This is a genomic window from Luteimonas abyssi (assembly GCF_001482195.1).
Taxonomy (GTDB): Bacteria; Pseudomonadota; Gammaproteobacteria; order Xanthomonadales; family Xanthomonadaceae; genus Luteimonas; species Luteimonas abyssi.
The window spans coordinates 424,567-444,152 of the sequence record NZ_KQ759763.1; the positions used below are offsets into that span (position 1 = coordinate 424,567).

10 protein-coding genes are annotated in these 19,586 nt (G+C 70.8%); 7 read left to right on the forward strand and 3 right to left on the reverse strand.

Features of this window, described 5'->3' with window-relative positions; translation table 11 throughout:
- Positions 1-57: 57 nt before the first annotated feature.
- Positions 58-1,221 carry an LPS export ABC transporter permease LptG gene (gene lptG / locus RG19_RS01630; RefSeq protein WP_202905365.1) on the reverse strand — a complete coding sequence of 388 codons (1,164 nt, stop codon included), beginning with the start codon at positions 1,219-1,221 and terminating at the stop codon, positions 58-60.
- Positions 1,167-2,252, reverse strand: coding sequence for an LPS export ABC transporter permease LptF (gene lptF / locus RG19_RS01635; protein WP_058833735.1), 1,086 nt, complete (start codon positions 2,250-2,252; stop codon positions 1,167-1,169). Before lptF ends, lptG begins: the two co-directional genes overlap by 55 nt.
- A 168-nt stretch (positions 2,253-2,420) precedes the next feature.
- Here lptF and RG19_RS01640 point away from each other — a divergent pair, with 168 nt between their 5' ends.
- The 3 genes from RG19_RS01640 (at position 2,421) to RG19_RS01650 (ending at position 7,476) form a co-directional block, all read left to right on the forward strand.
- The gene (locus RG19_RS01640; RefSeq protein WP_058833736.1) at positions 2,421-3,902 is read left to right on the forward strand and encodes a leucyl aminopeptidase; all 1,482 of its coding nucleotides are present in this window, start codon (positions 2,421-2,423) and stop codon (positions 3,900-3,902) included.
- A 61-nt stretch (positions 3,903-3,963) separates the two neighbouring features.
- On the forward strand, positions 3,964-4,395 hold the full coding sequence (locus RG19_RS01645; RefSeq protein WP_058833737.1) for a DNA polymerase III subunit chi: 432 nt from the start codon (positions 3,964-3,966) through the stop codon (positions 4,393-4,395).
- Between the two features lie 114 nt (positions 4,396-4,509).
- Positions 4,510-7,476, forward strand: a complete 2,967-nt coding sequence (locus RG19_RS01650) for a valine--tRNA ligase (protein WP_058833738.1) — start codon at positions 4,510-4,512, stop codon at positions 7,474-7,476.
- A gap of 118 nt (positions 7,477-7,594) precedes the next feature.
- On the opposite strand, the gene RG19_RS01655 is transcribed toward RG19_RS01650, so the two are convergent.
- On the reverse strand, positions 7,595-8,089 hold the full coding sequence (locus RG19_RS01655) for an RDD family protein (protein ID WP_058833739.1): 495 nt from the start codon (positions 8,087-8,089) through the stop codon (positions 7,595-7,597).
- A gap of 66 nt (positions 8,090-8,155) precedes the next feature.
- Here RG19_RS01655 and xerD point away from each other — a divergent pair, with 66 nt between their 5' ends.
- The 4 genes from xerD to RG19_RS01675 form a co-directional block, all read left to right on the forward strand.
- Positions 8,156-9,148 (forward strand): site-specific tyrosine recombinase XerD, encoded by a 993-nt coding sequence (xerD, locus tag RG19_RS01660; protein ID WP_058833740.1) that lies wholly within the window; start codon positions 8,156-8,158, stop codon positions 9,146-9,148.
- A gap of 80 nt (positions 9,149-9,228) precedes the next feature.
- A complete protein-coding gene (locus RG19_RS01665) occupies positions 9,229-10,044 on the forward strand; it encodes a DsbC family protein (RefSeq protein ID WP_058833741.1) in 816 nt (271 codons plus the stop codon).
- Positions 10,045-10,223: 179 nt separating this feature from the next.
- A complete protein-coding gene (purL, locus tag RG19_RS01670; RefSeq protein ID WP_058833742.1) occupies positions 10,224-14,120 on the forward strand; it encodes a phosphoribosylformylglycinamidine synthase in 3,897 nt (1,298 codons plus the stop codon).
- Positions 14,121-14,934: 814 nt separating this feature from the next.
- The coding region (locus tag RG19_RS01675) for an ESPR-type extended signal peptide-containing protein (protein WP_274377891.1) at positions 14,935-19,586 on the forward strand (4,652 nt) is incomplete at its 3' end.

A 19,586-nucleotide genomic window follows, 5' to 3' on the forward strand; every position in this document is an offset into this window, starting at 1 on the left:
CGTCGAGCGGGTCACGGAGAGCGGCCGGGTTCCGCGCGGATGGATGCAGTCCCCGGCTCAGCCGCTGCGGCGCCGGAACAGGAAGAACGACACCGCCATCATCAGCAGCGGTGGCATCAGGTACGCGATCCTGAAGTCGAACCGGTAGACGCCGGCCATGCGCACGAACTGGTTCTGCAGCAGCCAGAAGCCCAGGGCGAACACCACACCGATGAACAGCCGCCGGCCGAGGCCTCCGCTGCGCAGGCTGCCGAATGCGAACGGAATCGCCGCCAGGCACAGCGCGAGCACATTGAATGGATAGAACCAGCGCCCCCAGTAGTGCTCTTCGTACTCGGCGGCATCCAGGCCGTTGCGCTGGCGATAGTCGATGCCGCGCCTGAGGTCGGCCGCGGTCTGGTAGCGCGGTCGCCATAGATTGCCCGCGGTGGCCAGCGAGGCCGCATCGAGCTGCGATGTCCAGGTTTCTTCCATGGCTTCGGTCTGGGTGACCGATCGCTCCTCGAACCAGGTCCGATCCACGCCGCGCAGCAGCCAGCCGTCGCCGGTGTGCTCGGCCACGTCGGCACGCGCCACCGAGACCAGGCGGCCGTCGTCGTCGAATTCGAACAGGCGCACGTCGCCGAGTTCCAGCCAGTTGCGGCCGGCCTCGCTGCGCTGCTGACCGATCTGGGCGTTGAGGAAGGTGTTGCCCTCGCGGGCCCATAGCCCCGAGTAGCGCGCGACGACGAGATCGTTGGAGCGCGCGGCCGCTTTCATCGTGTCGCCGGAACGCTGCGCCCACGGGGCGAGGGTCTCGCCGTTGACGATCATCAGGGCGGTCAGCAGGGTCAGCGGTACCGCGGCCGCCAGTGCGATGCGCCGCCGCGACAGGCCCAGCGCCCGCAGGGCGGTCAGTTCGGAGGTCGCCGCCAGCTGTCCCAATCCCATCAGCGACCCGATCACCGCGGCGGTCGGAAACATCATGTAGGCGCGCCGAGGCACGGTGTAGAGCACGTAGGTCAGCGCCGACACGGTGGTGTAGCCGCCTTCGCCGATGTTGTCGATCTCCGACAGCAGGCCGCTGACCACGAGGTCCACGCCGACCAGGACCGCCCAGGTCAGCAGGACGGTGACGATCACCGTGCGGGCGACGTAGAGCGTATGCAGGCCGGGCAGCAGGCGGGTCATGCGGCGACCCTCCGGCGGCGGCCGGGCTGACCATCGCGCGCATAACTCCAGATGCCGAGGGCCAGCAGTGGCAGCAGCAACCACCATAGGCCGATACCGGCGCCGATCTTGCCGTCGGCGATCCAGTCCTGCCCGAGCATCATCAGGTTCACCGAGACGAAATAGCCGAGGAAGGCCAGCATGGTGCGGCCGTAGCGCGATTGTCGCGGCGGGCTTCGCGCCAGCGGTACCGCCATCAGCGCGAACGCCAGCGCCAGCAGTGGCGGTGCGATCCGGAAATGCAGTTCGGCGCTGGCCTCGGGGCGGTCGTCGCCGAACAGGGCCAGGGTGGAGGCGGTCGCGGGGTCGTCCTCGTCGCGCCGGCCATCGGCATCGGGCAACTGCAGCTCATTGCTGGCGAAGCGCATCATCCGGAAATCCATGCCCTCGCGCAGCGGCCCTTCGACCCGGAAGCCGTCGCCGAGCTCGAGAAACCGGTCGCCACTGTCCTCGACCTTCAGCTCGCCGGTCGCGGCGGTGGTGACGTCCATGCGGTCCTCGTCCTGCTGGTAGACGAAGACGCGCGCCATGTGGCTGCCGTCGTTGGACATGCCGCCCATGTAGACCACGCCGCGGCCGCCGGGCAGTTCGACGAACCGGCCGGCATCGAGGCCCGCCAGCAGCAGGCTGCGGTTGCCGGCCTCGACCATCCGCTGGGAATAGTCGCGCGCCCAGGGCCCCAGCCAGAGCGAACACAAGGCGATGAAGCCGACCATCGGCACCACGAGCATCAGCACCGGCCGCAGCAGACGGCGCGGGCCGACGCCGGTGGCGGTGAGGACCGGCATCTCCGAGTCGCGGTACAGGCGGCCGACCGACAGCAGCAGGCCGATCATCAGACCCAGCGGCAGGATCAGCGGCAGATAGTTGAGCACCTGCAGGCCGAGCTGCGACAGCATCAAGCCAGCCGGCACCCGGCCGCGCGCGATGTCGCCGAGGACATCGGCGAACACGCCGCCGAGGCTGACCACCATGAGCACCACCAGGGCCGCGAAGGTGGCCTGGGCGAATTCGCGGAACAGGTAGCTGTCGAGCTTCGGCATCGTGGGGTGGGTTGCTTTAGACTAGGGGGTCCATTCCCGGACGCCGCGCCGGGTCGGCCGAAGGGCCGCCGCCGGTGCCGCCGCGATCGAGAGCGCCTCATTGTAGGGAATGGCCGTAAAGAAAGTGCCGAGCGCGGCTCACACCCTCCTGCAACCGGAATTTCGTCGATGACCCTCGAATTCACCCTGAACCAGCACGCCCCCGCCACCGTCGAAACCGGCTGCATCGTGGTCGGCCTGTTCGCCGACAAGCGCCTGTCCCCGGCGGCGCAGGCGCTGGATGCGGCCTCGGGTGGCCGGCTGGCGAAGCTGGTCGAACGTGGTGATCTGGCCGGCCGGGCGGGGCAGGTGGCGATGCTGCACGACCTCGACGGCGTGACCGCGCCACGGGTACTGGTGGTCGGCCTCGGCGAGGCGGGCAAGTTCGGCGTGTCGCAATACCTCAAGGTCGTGGGTGACGCGGTGCGCGCGCTGCGCAGCGGTCCGGTCGAGACCGCGCTGTTCACCCTCAGCGAGCTGGACGTGCCCGGCCGCGATGCCGCGTGGCGCATCCGCCAGGCGGTGGTTGCCGCCCAGCACGCGGCCTATCGCTACACCGCCACGCTCGGCGAGCAGAACCGCAAGCGCGACGAGCCCGGCCTGCGCCAGTTCGTCGTGGCCGGCGACGACGCCGACGCGCTCGCGCAGGGCCGTGCGATCGCCAACGGCGTCGAGTTCGCCCGGGAGCTCGGCAACCTGCCGCCGAACATCTGCACGCCGGCTTACCTGGCCGAGCAGGCGCAGGCGTTCGCCGCGCGCTTCGACAAGGCCGGCTGCACCGTGCTGGAGCGCGAGCAGATGGAGGCGCTGGGGATGGGGGCGCTGCTGGCAGTGGCCCGCGGCTCGGCCAACACCCCGCGCCTGATCGTGCTGGAGTGGAACAACGGTGGCGATGCCAAGCCCTACGTGCTGGTCGGCAAGGGCATCACCTTCGACACCGGCGGCGTGAACCTCAAGACCCAGGGCGGTATCGAGGAAATGAAGTTCGACATGTGCGGTGCCGCGACCGTGATGGGCGCCTTCGTGTCCGCCGTCGGGCTCGATCTGCCGATCAACCTGCGGGTGGTGGTGCCGGCGGTGGAGAACGCGATCGACGGCAACAGCTACCGGCCGTCGGACGTGCTGACCAGCATGTCGGGCAAGACGATCGAGATCGGCAACACCGACGCCGAGGGTCGGCTGATCCTGTGCGACGCGCTGACCTACGCGCAGCGGTTCGAGCCGCACGCGCTGGTGGACGTCGCCACGCTGACGGGTGCCTGCATGGTCGCGCTGGGCACCCACGCCAGCGGCCTGATGACCAAGCACGACGACCTGTCCGAGGAGCTGCTGGCCGCGGGCGAAGCGGTCTTCGACCGCGCCTGGCGCCTGCCGCTGTGGGACGAGTACCAGGGGTTGCTGGACTCCGCGTTCGCCGACGTCTACAACATCGGCGGTCGCTGGGGCGGCGCGATCACCGCCGGCTGCTTCCTGTCGCGTTTCGCCGAAGGCCAGCGCTGGGCGCATCTGGACATCGCCGGCAGCGGCAGCCAGAGCGGCAAGCTCGGCATGGCGACCGGTCGCCCGGTCGGCCTGCTGTCGCAGTGGCTGATGGAACAGGCCGCGCGCTGAGCCGCGGCGCCGGCCCCGGTCCGCGCGCGGACCGGAGACCGGCGCTTCCGGAGGACCCGACATGCCGCGTGCCGACTTCTACCTGATCGCCAAGCCCCGCTTCCGCGACGACCCGTTGCGGCTGGTCGCCGAACTCGCGCGCAAGGCCTACGACGCCGACCTCTGGACCTTGGTGCTCGCGCGCGATCGCGCCCAGGCCGAGGCGCTGGACGACCAGCTCTGGGACATGGGCGACGAGGTCTTCATCCCGCACCAGATCGCCGGCGCCGAGGCCGACGAGGACGACGAGGTCTGTCCGGTGCTGATCGCCACGCCGGAGTTCGACCCGCCGGGACGCCCCGTGGTGATCAACCTGCGCGACGATGCCGTGCCCGACGGCTTCGAGCGTGTGCTCGAGGTGGTGCCGGCGGACCCGTCCGCCCGCGAGCCGCTGCGCGCGCGCTGGAAGCAGTACAAGGCGCGCGGCATCGAGCCGAACAAGTACGACATGTAGACCCGTCGCGCGCGCCCGCCGTCGCGGCGGCGATTCGAATCGCCCCGTGCCGGTCCGGCGTCCGCATCGCGACGACCTTCCCCTTCACCGCGTCACCGGACACGACCCGTCGCCATGACCGACACCCTCGCCGCCAGTTACGAACCGCAGTCCTTCGAATCGCGCCTGTATGCGGAATGGGAGGCCTCGGGCGCGTTCGCGCCGCAAGGCGATGGCCCGGCCTACAGCATCCTGCTGCCGCCGCCCAACGTCACCGGCACCCTGCACATGGGGCACGCGTTCCAGCACACGCTGCAGGACGCGCTGATCCGCTACCACCGCATGCGCGGCTACCGCACGCTGTGGCAGATGGGCTCCGATCATGCCGGCATCGCCACCGAGATGGTGGTGACCCGCAACCTCAAGCTCGCCGGCGACACCGAGAGCCGCGACTCGCTCGGGCGCGACGGTTTCATCGAAAAGGTGTGGGCCTGGAAGCAACAGTCCGGAGACACCATCGAGCGGCAGATGCGCCGCCTGGGGACCTCTGGCGACTGGTCGCGCAAGGTGTTCACGATGGATCCGCAGCCGTCGGCGGCGGTGATCGAGGCCTTCGTGCGGCTGCACGAGCAGGGGCTGATCTACCGTGGCAAGCGGCTGGTCAACTGGGACCCGGTGCTCAACACCGCGATCTCCGATCTCGAGGTGGAGAACCGCGAAGTGCCCGGCCACATGTGGCATTTCAAGTATCCGCTGGCCGGCGGCGAGACCTACGAATACATCGAGCGCGACGCCGACGGCAACGTGACCCTGCGCGAGACCCGCGACTACATCTCGATCGCCACCACGCGTCCGGAGACGATGCTCGGCGACGGCGCCGTCGCGGTGCATCCGTCGGACGCGCGCTACGCATCGATCGTGGGCAAGCTGTGCGAGATTCCGGTCGGGCCGAAGGAACACCGGCGGCTGGTGCCGATCATCACCGACGCCTATCCCGATCCGGACTTCGGCTCGGGCGCGGTGAAGATCACCGGCGCCCACGATTTCAACGATTACGCCGTCGCCGCACGCAACGGCATCCCGCTGTACGCGCTGATGGACGGCGCCGCGCGCATGCGCGCCGACGGTCTGTCGTATGCCGAGAGCGCGCGCATCGCCGGTGCGATCGCGCGCGGCGAGCGCGAGGCCGGCGACGTCGGCGAGATCAATCTGGTGCCGGAGGAGCTGCGTGGCCTCGACCGCTACGAGGCGCGCGCCCGCGTGGTCGAAGCGATCACCGTCGAGGGCCTGGCCGTCGTCGACGCCGAAGGCGTGCCGGTGGTCGAGGCCAAGCCGATCATGCAGCCGTTCGGGGATCGCTCGGGTTCGGTCATCGAGCCCTATCTCACCGACCAGTGGTTCGTCCGGATGGACGAGATGGGCAAGCGCGGTCTGGAGCTCGTCGAGGGCGTGGACGGACAGCCCGGCCCGGTCAGATTCGTACCGCCGAACTGGATCAACACCTATCGCCACTGGATGGAGAACATCCAGGACTGGACCATCAGTCGCCAGCTCTGGTGGGGCCATCGCATTCCGGCGTGGTTCGACGCCGAAGGCAACGCCTACGTCGGCCGCGACGAGGCCGAGGCGCGCGCGCGCGCCGGCCTGGCCGACGACGTCGCGCTGCGCCAGGACGACGATGTGCTGGAGACCTGGTTCTCCTCGTCGCTGTGGCCGTTCAGCACGCTGGGTTGGCCCGACGCCGACGCCATGGCCGAGCGCGGCTTCGACGACTTCGTGCCGTCGAGCGTGCTGGTCACCGGCTTCGACATCATCTTCTTCTGGGTCGCCCGGATGATCATGATGACCGACCGCCTGACCGGGCGGATCCCGTTCCACGACATCTACATGACCGGCCTGGTGCGCGACAAGGACGGGCAGAAGATGTCCAAGTCGAAGGGCAACATCCTCGATCCGCTGGACATCATCGACGGCATCGCGCTGGACGCCCTGGTCGCCAAGCGCACCACCGGACTGATGCAGCCGCAGATGGCGGCGAAGATCGAGAAGGCCACGCGCAAGGAGTTCCCGGACGGCATCGCCGCCCACGGCGCGGACCCGTTGCGTTTCACCATGGCGGCGCTGGCCGGCCCGGGACGCGACATCAAGTTCGACCTCGGTCGCGCGGAAGGCTACAAGAACTTCTGCAACAAGCTGTGGAACGCGACGCGCTTCGTGCTGATGAACACCGAGGGTGCGACGTTCGCCGGCGTGCCGCATCCGCACACCGACGCCGAACGCTGGATCCTGGCGCGGCTGTCGCACGCCAGCGCCGAGGCCGCGACGCATTTCGCCAGCTACCGTTTCGACCTGCTCGCGCAGGGCCTGTACGAGTTCGCCTGGAACGAGGTGTGCGACTGGTTCCTCGAGCTCGCCAAGCCGGCGCTCAACGGCGACGACGAAGCCGCCGCGCGCAGCACCCGCCACACGTTGCTCTACGTGCTCGAGTCGCTGTTGCGGCTGTTGCACCCGCTGACCCCGTTCGTGACCGAAGTGCTGTGGCGAGAAGTCGCGCCGCGGCTGGACGTCGCGGGTGCGACCATCTCGCTGCAGCCCTACCCGCAGGCGTCCGATGTGGACGCGGCGGCCTATGCGGCGGCCGAAGGCGATATCGAATGGCTCAAGCAGATGGTGTCCGCGCTGCGCCGCATCCGCAGCGAGCTGGGCGTCTCGCCGAGCCGGCAGGTGACGTTGCTGGTGCAGGGCGGCGGCGAGCGCGAGGACGCGCGACTGGCGCGCTTCGCCGGCTCGCTGTCGTTCCTGCTGCGGCTGGACCGCGTCGACCGCGTGGCCGGCGATCCGCCGCCGGCCGCCGCGGCGGTGGTCGGCGAACTGCGCCTGTTCGTGCCGCTCGAGGGTCTGGTGGATCTGGACGCGGAGCGCGCACGCCTGGACAAGGAGCTCAAGCGCGTCGACGGCGAGATCGCCAAGTGCAACGGCAAGCTCGGCAACGCCACGTTCGTCGCGAATGCGCCGGCCGCAGTGGTCGAGCAGGAGCGCCAGCGCCTGGCCGACTGGAATGCGCAGCGGGAGGGCCTCGCGGCTCAGCGCGCACGGCTTTGAGGGGGGGCGTGGTCGTCGCCGCGCATGGGCGCGGACGAGCGCAGGCCGGCGCATGGGCATGACAGGCTGATGCGCGTGGCGACCGCTTCACGCGCCTTCGCCGCACTCGCCCTCGTGCTCAGACTTTGGGGTCGCGCACCAGTCGGGTGCCACTGAGGCGGTCGTGCCAGGTCAGCCGATCGCGATCGATCCAGGCCCACCAGAAGCCGAGTCCGCCGGCCAGCAGCGACAGCGTGCCGACACCGTAGCGCAGCCAGAGCGCGCCGCGTCCGGCCAGCGCGCCGTCGGGCCGGACCACGCGGAGCCGCCAGGGCCGCATGCCCAGGGTCTGGCCGCCGCGCGCCCAGCTGGCCACCGCGTAGAGGCCGGTCACGCCCCAGCATGCGGCCCACAGCAGCCATTGCAGCGCACTGAACGGCGCGATGTTCTCGCGCGGATCGTGGTGTCCCATGAACGTATGCGCGAGCGCGAACAGGAACGACAGCGCGAACCACATCGCCACCACCGGCCACAGGTCGTAGAACAGCGCGGCCAGGCGCCAACCGACCCAGGCGCGCGGGCGGGGCGGCGCCGGATCCGGAGGCGGTGCGGGCGACGAGTCGGTGTCGGTCATCCGCCAAGGATACCGGCACGCCGCCGCGCGCTCGTCGGCGCGCCGCGTTGCCGCTACCCTGCGCGCATGTCGACCGCCGCCGACCGCCGTGAAGCCTCGATGGCATTGCCGCCGCTGCGCGATGGCGATGCAGACGCCATCGATCGCTGTCTCGAGACACTGTGGGCCGAGCGCGGCCTGGCGCGGCAGAGTCTCGACAGCTATCGGCGCGATCTCGCGCTCGCCGCGCGCTGGCTCGATGGACGGGACGGCGGGCTGGCCCGGATCGACCGTGCAGGGCTGCTCGATTACCTCGCCTGGCGCGCGCGGCTGGGCTTCAGCCCGCGCAGCAATGCGCGGCTGCTGTCGGCGCTGCGGGCGTTCTTCTCGCACCTGTCGCTGCGCGGGGCGCGCGCCGACGATCCCACCGCGCTGCTCGAAGCGCCCCGGCAGGGGCGCCTGCTGCCCAAGGCGCTGACCGAGCGGCAGATCGAAGCGCTGCTGGCCGCGCCCGACACCGGCACCCCAGCCGGCCTGCGCGACCGCGCGATGCTGGAGCTCATGTACGCCTGCGGGCTGCGCGTGAGCGAACTGGTGACGCTGCCGGCCAACGGCGTGAATCTGCGCCAGGGCGTGCTGCGGGTCACCGGCAAGGGCGGCCGCGATCGTCTGGTGCCGCTGGGCGAGGAAGCGCAGCACTGGCTCGAACGTTATCTGGGCGAAGCGCGCGAGCCGCTGTCCCGCGACGCGGCGACGCGCGCGGCGCGCAGCGGGCGACCGCCGGCCGCGCGCGCGTCGACCGGGCCCCTGTTCGTGGGCGAGGGTGGTGCCGTGCTGTCGCGCCAGCGGTTCTGGCGCACGGTCAAGGCCTGCGCCGTGGTGGCCGGCATCGAGGCCTCCAGGATCAGCCCGCACGGGCTGCGTCACAGCTTCGCCACCCATCTGCTCAACCACGGCGCCGACCTGCGGACCCTGCAGATGCTGCTCGGGCACAGTTCGCTGTCGACCACGCAGATCTACACCCTGGTCGCACGGGAACAGCTCAAGCGCCTGCACGCGCGCCACCATCCGCGCGCGTAGCGCTCAGCAGCCGGTGGGGCCGGACATGCCACAATGCCGGTTCGCATGAACGGCCGCCTCCGCGGTCAGCCGGAAACCGCATGAAGCCCGATCCCAAGACGCTCCTGCTCGCGCTCGTCGCCGCATCCTTCAGCCTGACCGCCTGCGCCCAGCAGGATCCGCAGGCCGCCGCCGGCGGCACGCAGGCCACGGCGGCGCCGGACGCGCCGACCTCGCCCGCGCTCGATGTCGATCCGGCCAGCGCCGACGGGCGCGCCGTGGAGGCGATCCGCAAGATCAATCCGCGCATCGAGGTCGACGCGGTCGGGCCTGCGCCCATCGACGGCTTCCGCGAGGTGATCGTCAGCGGCCAGGTGCTCTACGTCAGCGACGATGGCCGCTACCTGCTCCAGGGCAGCCTGTTCGACGTCGAACAGCGGCGCGATCTCAGCGAGAGCGGTCTGGCCAAGGTGCGCAAGGCGCTGCTCGACGAGGTGCCGGAGGCCGACCGCATCGTATTCGCGCCGGCCTCGCCGACCCATACCGTGTCCGTGTTCACCGATGTCGAGTGCGGCTATTGCCGCAAGCTGCATTCGGAGATCGAGGAGTACAACCGGCAGGGCATCGCGGTCGAGTATCTGGCGTTCCCGCGGATGGGGCCCGACAGCCCCGATTTCGCCACCATGCAGGCGGTGTGGTGCGCATCCGACCGTCGCCAGGCGCTGACCGATGCGAAGGAAGGCAAGACCGTGCCGGCGCGCACCTGCGACAACCCGGTCGCCACGCAGTACGCGCTGGGCCAGCGGATCGGGCTCGCGGGTACGCCGCTGATCATCGCCGAGGACGGCACCCAGTTGCCGGGCTACATGCCGCCGGCCGCGCTGCGGACCGCGCTGGACGAGCTGCAGAACCGCTGATCGGCGCGACCGGCGGTCCGGTGCGAGCGTGATTCCCCGGCACCCGCATCCGGTGCGACCTCGCATCCAGGCGGTGCTCGCCAGGGCAGGCGCGCCTCGCGGGCCTCGGAGTCGCAGCGTGCCGTGAGGCCTCGCCGGGTCCGTTACAATAGACGGCCCGCCTCGAACAGCCGCCGGACATGATCGTCCTCGAGGGCCTGCCGGCCCTGTCCGCGTTCCGCCTGGAACGCCTCCAGCATCGACTGCAGACCCTTTCGCCCGACCTGCGCCTGCTCGGCGCCTGGCACGTGTACTGGGTCGAGCCCGAACCGGGCGCCGCCCCGGACACCGCCACCTTGCAACGGATCCTGCAGGCCCGACCGGATGCCGAACCGTTGCCCGCCGGCGCGGTGTCGCGCTTCGTGGCGCCGCGCCTGGGCACCATTTCGCCCTGGGCGAGCAAATCCACGGAACTGGTGCGCGGCGCCGGCTTGCCGGTGCGGCGGGTCGAGCGAGGTACCCGCCTGGATATCGCCGGTTGGCCCGAGCACGGGGATCTGCAGGCGCTGGAGCGGTTGCTGCACGACCCGATGACGCAGTCGCTGCTGTCGTCGCAGGCGCAGGCCGAGCGGCTGTTCGCGGTGCCCGAGCGTGGCACCCTCGAGCGCATCCCGCTCGATGGGCTCGAGTCGGCGAACGAGCGTCTGGGACTGGCGCTGGCCGACGACGAGATCGCCTATCTGCGCGAGCGCTACGGCCAGCTCGGTCGCGACCCGTCCGATGTCGAGTTGATGATGTTCGCGCAGGCGAACTCCGAACATTGCCGGCACAAGATCTTCAACGCCAGCTGGACCATCGACGGCGAGGCGCAGCCGCGTTCGCTGTTCCGCATGATCCGCAACACCCACGCCCAGACGCCCGAGCACACCCTGACCGCCTACAGCGACAACGCGGCGGTGGTGGCGGGCTTCCCGGCGCAGCGTTTCCGGCCCGATCCGGTCACCGGTGAGTACCGCGCCGAGGCCCTGGTCGACAGCGCGTTCTGCATCAAGGTCGAGACCCACAACCACCCGACCGCGATTTCGCCATTCTCCGGTGCCGCCACCGGTGCCGGTGGCGAGATTCGCGACGAGGGTGCGACCGGCCGCGGCGGCAAGCCGAAGGCGGGGCTGTGCGGGTTCTCGGTCTCGCATCTGCGCATTCCCGGTCTGGCCCAGGATTGGGAACACGCGCGCGACCTCAATCCACGTCTCGCGCCGGCGCTGGAGATCATGCTCGACGGGCCGATCGGCGCGGCGGCGTTCAACAACGAATTCGGCCGCCCGAACCTGGCCGGCTATTTCCGCAGCTTCGAACTCGCGCATCCCGACGCGGGCTACAGCTACGCCTACGACAAGCCGATCATGCTCGCCGGCGGCCTGGGGGCGATCGACCGCGACCAGGTGACCAAGCTGCGCCTGCAGCCCGGTTCGGCGGTGGTCGTGCTCGGCGGTCCGGCGATGCTGATCGGCCTGGGTGGCGGTGCGGCCAGTTCGGTGGCCGGCGGCAGCAGCGACGAAGCGCTCGACTTCGCCAGCGTGCAGCGCGAGAACCCGGAAATGCAGCGCCGCTGTCAGGAAGTCATCGACCGCTGCGTGGCGCTGGGTGCGGACAACCCGATCCTGTCAGCCCACGATGTGGGCGCGGGCGGGCTTTCCAACGCCATCCCCGAACTGCTGCACGATTCCGACGTCGGTGGCGTGATCGATCTGGACCGCGTGCCCAGCGACGATCCCTCGCTGTCGCCGATGCAGCTTTGGTGCAACGAGTCGCAGGAGCGCTACGTGCTGGGCGTGGCGCCCGAGCGCGTGGACGAATTCGCCGCGCTGTGCGCGCGCGAGCGCTGCCCGTTCGCGGTCGTCGGCCATGCCACCGCCGAAGAGCGGCTGGTGGTCGGCTACGGGGCGACGGTGGGCCAGGTGGAGGGCACGCCGGATGCGCCGGCGCACCCGATCGACCTGCCGATGGATCTGCTGTTCGGCAAGCCGCCGAAGATGGAGCGCGACACCGTGCGTCCGACGCCGGTGCGCTGGCCGGCGCTCAACGGCAAGTCGGTCGACCTGCAGCAGGCTGCACTCAAGGTGCTGGCGCACCCGACGGTCGCATCGAAGCAGTTCCTGATCACCATCGGCGACCGCACGGTCGGTGGCCTGACCGCACGTGATCAGCTGGTCGGCCCCTGGCAGATGCCGGTGGCGGACTGCGCGATCACGCTGTCCGACTTCGAAGGCAACGCAGGCGAGGCGATGGCGATCGGCGAGCGCGCGCCGCTGGCGCTGATCGATCCGGCCGCCGCCGCGCGCATGGCCGTCGGCGAGGCGATCACCAATCTCTGCGCGGCGCCGGTCGACGCGCTGGAGCGGATCAAGCTGTCGGCCAACTGGATGGCTGCGGCCGGTCACGAGCAGGAAGGCGCGCGGCTGTTCGATGCCGTGCATGCGGTCGGCATGGCCTTGTGCCCGGCGCTGGACCTGTCGATTCCGGTCGGCAAGGATTCGCTGTCGATGCAGGCGCGCTGGCAGGCGGCCGAGGGCGAGCAGAAGGCGGTGTCGCCGGTCTCGCTGGTGGTCACCGCGTTCTCGCCGGTCGCCGACGTGCGCACCCAGCTCACGCCGCTGCTGTCGCGCCGCCGCGGCGACACCGAACTGTGGCTGATCGGCCTGGGCGGTGGGCGCCAGCGCCTGGGCGGCTCGATCCTCTCGCAATGCCACGACGCGTTCGGCGGCGCTTGCCCCGATCTCGACGACCCGCAGCGTCTGCGCGCGCTGTTCGAGTTGATCCGCGATGCGCGCCAGGACGGCCTGCTGCTGGCCTACCACGACCGGTCCGACGGCGGTGCTTTCGCCGCGCTGTGCGAGATGGCGTTCTGTTCGCACGTCGGGCTCGACATCGATCTGGCCGGCTGGGGCGAGGACCGCATCGACGACGTGTTCCGCGCATTGTTCAACGAGGAACTCGGCGCGATCGTCGAGATCGCCGCCGAGGACCGGGTGGAGTTCGCCGATCTGGTCGCGCGCCACGGTCTGGTCGAATGCGCGCAGCGCATCGCGCGCCCGACCACGGTCCCGACCGTGCGCGTGCTGCACGACGGGCAGATTCGTGCCGAATGGCGGTGGGAGACGTTGTTCGATGCGTGGTGGTCGGTGACCCATGCCATGCAGCGGCTGCGCGACAATCCCGAATGCGCCGATGCCGAGCGCGAAGCCGCGCGGCGGTTCGACGGGCCCGGCCTGCAGCCGGCGTTGCGTTTCGATCCGGTCGAGGACATCGCCGCGCCCTACGTGGCGACGGGGGTACGGCCGCGGGTGGCGATCCTGCGCGAGCAGGGCGTCAACAGCCAGACCGAGATGGCCGCCGGCTTCGACCGCGCGGGCTTCTCCGCCATCGACGTGCACATGAGCGATCTGATCGCCGGGCGTGTCACGCTCGACGACATGCACGGCCTGGTCGCCTGCGGCGGTTTCAGCTACGGCGACGTGCTCGGCGCCGGCCGCGGCTGGGCCACATCGATCCTCGAACGCGCCGATCTGCGTGATGCGTTCGCGGCGTTCTTCGCGCGCCAGCAGACGTTCTCGCTGGGTGTATGCAACGGTTGCCAGATGCTGTCGCAGTTGCGCGAGATCATCCCCGGCGCCACGCACTGGCCGAGATTCCTGCGCAATCGCAGCGAGCAGTACGAGGCGCGCTTCGGTCTGTTGGGTGTCGAAGAGTCGCCGTCCTGGCTGCTGCAGGGCATGGCCGGGTCGCGGATTCCGGTCGCCATCGCCCATGGCGAAGGGCGTGCGACGTTCGACACCGACGCCGACCTGTCAGCGGCGACGGTGGCGTTGCGCTATCTCGACGGCGCGGGCGAGCCGGCGACGGCCTATCCCGCCAATCCGAACGGTTCCGCCGAGGCGATCGCCGGTCTGACCAGTCGCGACGGCCGCGCCACGATCCTGATGCCCCATCCCGAGCGCACGCTGCGCACGGCGAACCTGAGCTGGCATCCGCCCGACTGGCCGGACACCTCGCCCTGGATGCGGATCTTCCGCAACGCGCGCCGCGCGCTGGGCTGAGTGCCCGCCGGTGCGTAAGAAAGCCCGCCATCTGGCGGGCTTTTTTTTGGGAATGCGCTTTCGCGGCACGGTCGCACCGGGAAGTGCCGATGCGGGTGACGTCCGGTGAACCGGGGGCCCGCGGCGCGGCGTAGGGGCGGTGCGCCATCCGTGTGGCGTCGCGTGCAGACGTCGCCGGAGTCTCGCGGCTTGCGGGCCGGCTCCGGTGGAAAATCGGAATGCGTCCGTGGGGCGCTCGCGGCGTCCCAGGGCCCCGGTCGACGCGCATCGACAGCCTGTCCGGTCGCCCGATGACCGATGCCGGTCACCGGAATCCCCGTGTCCTGGACGCGCGACGGCGAAGCGGCAGCGCGCCCGTACGTGTGATCTCTCATGCATGCCCCGACGGCGGCCCGTCCTGCTTCGTGCGGCGCACGACGCCGTTCGTCGAATTCGGCGAAAAAAACCACCCCGCATCGACGACGTAAATCCGTCCAGCCCCCCTACCGGTTCGTTGCCTCTTGTTCATATGAATGGGGGTTGAAAAGGATTTTGGCGGAACTTCCGCCAAAAGACCCATTAAAAATGCCAACCAGCGCACAAATTTGGCTGTTTGCGTCGGCACTTGACTCTTTGCGTCACTCGCCTCCAGTATCCGGCGTCAAGCGTTTGTTGAAGGGGGATTCAGTTTCACCGGCGTGCGTCTCCACCGTCGGTGAGATCGCGATCCGCTCCGGCCTGTCGTCGGCAGCTGATCGTCGAACCGTCCATCCGCGTTTCGGGCTCGCAGCCGCGAGCCGGGCAGCCGTTTTTCAATCTCCGAGGGAAGGCATCGATGAACCGCATCTATCGCAAGGTCTGGAACAAGTCGTTGGGCCAATTGGTCGTCGCATCGGAGCTCGCCTCCAGCGACAGCCCGGGGGTGCGTGGCGGAGGGACCGTCGGTGCGGTGAAGAGCGGACTCGGCGTCGCGCTGGGTGCGCTGCTGTTCGGGGCCATGACCCCGGCCGCCATCGCCCAGTCGGTCGAGGTCGGCGAGAATCGCCCCTGCCTGACCATCGGGCTGCCGCTGATCGACGACTGCGTGGTCGACGGTTCGGCCGAGGCCAGCGGCACGAACGCCGTCGCCATCGGCAGCCAGTCGCGCGCCAGCGGTGCGCAGGCGGTCGCCATCGGCCGCCAGGCGCAGGCGGACGGCGCGAATTCGATCGGTATCGGCGGCGGCGCCCAGGCGTCGGCCACCAGCGCCTCGGCCGTGGGCGCCAATGCCCGCGCGACCGCCGGCAACGCGACGGCCATCGGCGCGGGCGCCAACGCCCAGGCCACCGGAACCACCGCGCTCGGCTCCAACGCGCGCGCCGGCGCGGCGCAGGGCACTGCGGTCGGCTTCAACGCCCAGACGCTGGCGACCGGCGGCATCGCCATCGGTCGTGCGGCCATCGTCCAGAGCGGCGCCGAGAACGGTGTCGCGCTCGGCCACGGCGCGATCGCGAACCAGGCGAACACGGTGTCGGTGGGCAACGGCACGGGCGCCGGCGGTGCGCCGGCCACGCGCCGCATCGTCAACGTCGCCGACGGCATCGATGCCAATGACGCGGTCAACCGCGGCCAGCTCGACGAAGTGGCCGACATGGCCGCGGAGGCCGACCAGTATCTCGATGCGACCGGCGACGGCGTGGCGATCGCGGAGGGTCAGGACGCGACCGCACTCGGCTCGGGCGCGCTCGCCGAAGGCGACTACACGACCGCGGTGGGTTCGAGCGCGCAGGCGCAGGCCGAAGGCGCGTCTGCATTCGGCAGCGGCGCGTTCGCCATGGAGCAGACCTCGACGGCGATCGGCTTCAACACGGTGGCCGCCGGCGTGGACGCGGTGGCGCTGGGGGCGTACTCGGAAGCCTGGGGCGAGGGCAGCCTGGCGTTGGGTGCGAATGCTTACGCAGCCGACGACGGCGCGATCGCGCTGGGTGCGGGTGCGAGCGCCGACGCGGCGTACGCGACCGCGGTCGGCCAGGAAGCGACGGCCTCGGGCCTGCAGTCCACGGCCAGCGGCTTCCGCTCGGAAGCCAACGGCGACGGTTCGTCGGCCTACGGCGGCTACGCGGTGGCCGATGGCTTCGGCGCGACCGCACTGGGCTACGGCTCGGAGGCGTTGGCGGAGTCGAGCACGGCGGTGGGCTTCGGCGCCAGCGCGGGCAACTTCGACGCCACGGCGATCGGTGCGAATGCTCAGGCGACCGGCGACAACAGCGTCGCGGTGGGTGGCGCGTTCTGGGGCCTGATTCCGACGGTGGCGTCGGGCGACTACGCCACGGCGGTGGGCGGCGCGGCGAGCGCGAGCGGATTCAACAGCACGGCACTGGGCAACTTCTCGGACGCCTCGGGCGACGACACGGTGGCGCTGGGCCAGGGTTCGGTGGCCGATCGCGCGGGCACGGTGTCGGTGGGCAGTGCGGGCAGCGAGCGGCAGATCGCGAACGTGGCCGCGGGCACCGAGGACACCGATGCGGTGAACGTGGCGCAGCTCGATGAGGCTACCGCCGACCTTCAGTATTTCAGTGGCACCGGCGACGGCCAGGCCTTCGCCGAAGGCACCGACGCCACCGCGTCGGGCTCGAATGCCTACGCCGCGGCCGATTACGCGACCGCCGTCGGCTCGAGCAGCGGCGCCTACGGCACCGGATCCTCGGCGGTCGGCAGCGGCGCCACCGCGTGGGGCACCTACGCGAACGCCTCGGGCTACAACAGCGTCGCCGAAGGTGACTCCAGCACCGCCGTCGGCGGCTGGCTGTACTACGAAGATCCCAACACCGGCGAGGTACTGCTCGACCAGACCACCACCGCGTCCGAAGTCGGTGCCTCGGCATTCGGCGCGGGTGCGCAGGCCAGCGGCGCCTTCAGCACGGCGACCGGCGCGGCCGCCTCCGCCGAGGGCACGCAGGCCACGGCGCTCGGTTACAGCAGCAGTGCCGTGACCGATGGGTCGAGCGCGCTCGGCTCGTTCTCCGAAGCAACCGGCGGTTTCGCCACCGCGGTGGGCTACGGCAGCGTGGCCAGCGGCGACTACGGCCTGGCCGTGGGTGGCATCGCCGATTATGGCGACCTGCTGATCGGCCTGCCGGGCTTCATCCTGCAGACCACCGAGGCCAGCGGCATCGCCTCGACCGCGCTGGGCAACGGTGCGCGTGCGACCGACATCGGCGCCACGTCCGTCGGGACCCTGACCGATGCGCTCGGGGTCCAGGCCACCGCCGTCGGCACGCTGGCCGCGGCACTGGAAGACGGCGCCAGCGCGCTGGGTAGCGGCAGCGTCGCGCGTGCCGAGGATTCGACGGCCGTCGGCTTCCTGGCCGATGCGGCCGCCGCCGGCAGCGTCGCGCTGGGCGCGAATTCCGTCGCCGACCGTGAGAACACCGTGTCGGTCGGCAGTGCAGGTGCCGAGCGCCAGGTCGCCAATGTCGCCGCGGGCACGGAGGCGACCGACGCGGTGAATCTGGCGCAGCTCGAAGCCGTCACGTCCGACACGCGCTACTTCAGCGCGACCGGCGACGGTGACGCCTATGCGGAGGGCACCGACGCGACCGCGTCGGGTTCCAACGCCTTTGCCGACGCCGATTACGCGACCGCCATCGGTGCCAGCAGCAGTGCGTACGGCGTCGGCGCATCGGCGCTGGGCAGCGGTGCGACGGCGTGGGGGACCTACGCGCACGCGTCCGGCTACAACAGTGTGGCCGAAGGCGATTCCAGCACCGCCGTCGGCGGCACGCTGTACTACGAACATCCCGACACGGGTGAAGTGCTGCTTGATCGCACCACGGCGGCCACCGAAGTGGGGGCGTCTGCACTGGGTGCGGGCGCCCATGCCAGCGGTGCCTTCAGCACCGCCACCGGCGCAGCCGCGACCAGCGAAGGCCTGCAGGCCACCGCGACCGGTTACAGCAGCCAGGCGACCGGCGCCTACAGCCTCGCCAGCGGCGGCTTCAGCACCGCTGCGGGCAGCTACAGCACCGCACTGGGCTACGGCACCGATGCGGGCGCCCAGTACGCGACGGCGGTCGGCGCGAACGCCACGGCCAGCGGGCTGAGCAGCACCGCCGTCGGCGGCCTCGGCGATCTGGTGCCGGGCCTGGGCTTCCTGGTCCCGGCCGAAGCGGCGGGCAACGCGGCCTCCGCGTTCGGCGCGGGCTCGGGCGCCTGGGGCAACTTCAGCACCGCCATGGGCGCGCTGGCGCAGGCCGATGGCGTGCGCGCGACGGCATCGGGCTACTTCGCCTACGCGCAGGGCGTGAACTCGACCGCCATGGGTGCGGAGGCCTGGGCGCGCGGGCTCAGCAGCACGGCGCTGGGTTACTTCAGCACCGCGACGGGCGTGGGCAGTGCGGCGCTGGGCACCAACGCGCTGGCCGATGCCGACGACAGCGTCGCTCTCGGCGCGAATTCGGTCGCCGACCGCGCCGGCACCGTGTCGGTGGGCCGTGCCGGCGATGAGCGCCAGATCACCAACGTCGCCGCCGGCACCGAGACCACCGATGCGGTGAACCTCGGCCAGCTCGAAGCGGCGACGGCGCATACGGCGTACTTCCAGGCCACGGGCGAGGGTCAGGCCTACGCGCTGGGCGAGGGTGCGACCGCGGCCGGTTCGAACGCCATGGCCGAAGGCGACTACACGACCGCGGTGGGTTCGAGCGCGCAGGCGCAGGCCGAAGGCGCATCCGCATTCGGCAGCGGCGCGTTCGCCATGGAGCAGACCTCGACGGCGATCGGCTTCAACACGGTGGCCGCCGGCGTGGACGCGGTGGCGCTGGGCGCGTACTCGGAAGCCTGGGGCGAGGGCAGCCTGGCGCTGGGTGCGAATGCTTACGCAGCCGACGACGGCGCGATCGCGCTGGGTGCGGGTGCGAGCGCCGACGCGGCGTACGCGACCGCGGTCGGCCAGGAGGCGACGGCCTCGGGCCTGCAGTCCACGGCCAGCGGCTTCCGCTCGGAAGCCAACGGCGACGGTTCGTCGGCCTACGGCGGCTACGCGGTGGCCGATGGCTTCGGCGCGACCGCACTGGGCTACGGCTCGGAGGCGTTGGCGGAGTCGAGCACGGCGGTGGGCTTCGGCGCCAGCGCGGGCAACTTCGACGCCACGGCGATCGGTGCGAATGCTCAGGCGACCGGCGACAACAGCGTCGCGGTGGGTGGCGCGTTCTGGGGCCTGATTCCGACGGTGGCGTCGGGCGACTACGCCACGGCGGTGGGCGGTGCGGCGAGCGCGAGCGGATTCAACAGCACGGCGCTGGGCAACTTCTCGGACGCCTCGGGCGACGACACGGTGGCGCTGGGTTCGGACAGCGTGGCGCTGGCGGACGGCAGCGTGGCGCTGGGCCAGGGTTCGGTGGCCGATCGCGCGAACACGGTGTCGGTGGGCAGTGCGGGCAGCGAGCGGCAGATCGCGAACGTGGCCGCGGGCACCGAGGACACCGATGCGGTGAACGTGGCGCAGCT

What these genes read in the sequence shown, in the direction of transcription:
- lptF (WP_058833735.1), bottom strand. Translation starts at nt 2,252, where the DNA reads ATGCCGAAGCTCGACAGCTACCTGTTCCGCGAATTCGCCCAGGCCACC.
- RG19_RS01640 (WP_058833736.1), top strand. Translation starts at nt 2,421, where the DNA reads ATGACCCTCGAATTCACCCTGAACCAGCACGCCCCCGCCACCGTCGAA.
- RG19_RS01645 (WP_058833737.1), top strand. Translation starts at nt 3,964, where the DNA reads ATGCCGCGTGCCGACTTCTACCTGATCGCCAAGCCCCGCTTCCGCGAC.
- RG19_RS01650 (WP_058833738.1), top strand. Translation starts at nt 4,510, where the DNA reads ATGACCGACACCCTCGCCGCCAGTTACGAACCGCAGTCCTTCGAATCG.
- RG19_RS01655 (WP_058833739.1), bottom strand. Translation starts at nt 8,089, where the DNA reads ATGACCGACACCGACTCGTCGCCCGCACCGCCTCCGGATCCGGCGCCG.
- xerD (WP_058833740.1), top strand. Translation starts at nt 8,156, where the DNA reads ATGTCGACCGCCGCCGACCGCCGTGAAGCCTCGATGGCATTGCCGCCG.
- RG19_RS01665 (WP_058833741.1), top strand. Translation starts at nt 9,229, where the DNA reads ATGAAGCCCGATCCCAAGACGCTCCTGCTCGCGCTCGTCGCCGCATCC.
- purL (WP_058833742.1), top strand. Translation starts at nt 10,224, where the DNA reads ATGATCGTCCTCGAGGGCCTGCCGGCCCTGTCCGCGTTCCGCCTGGAA.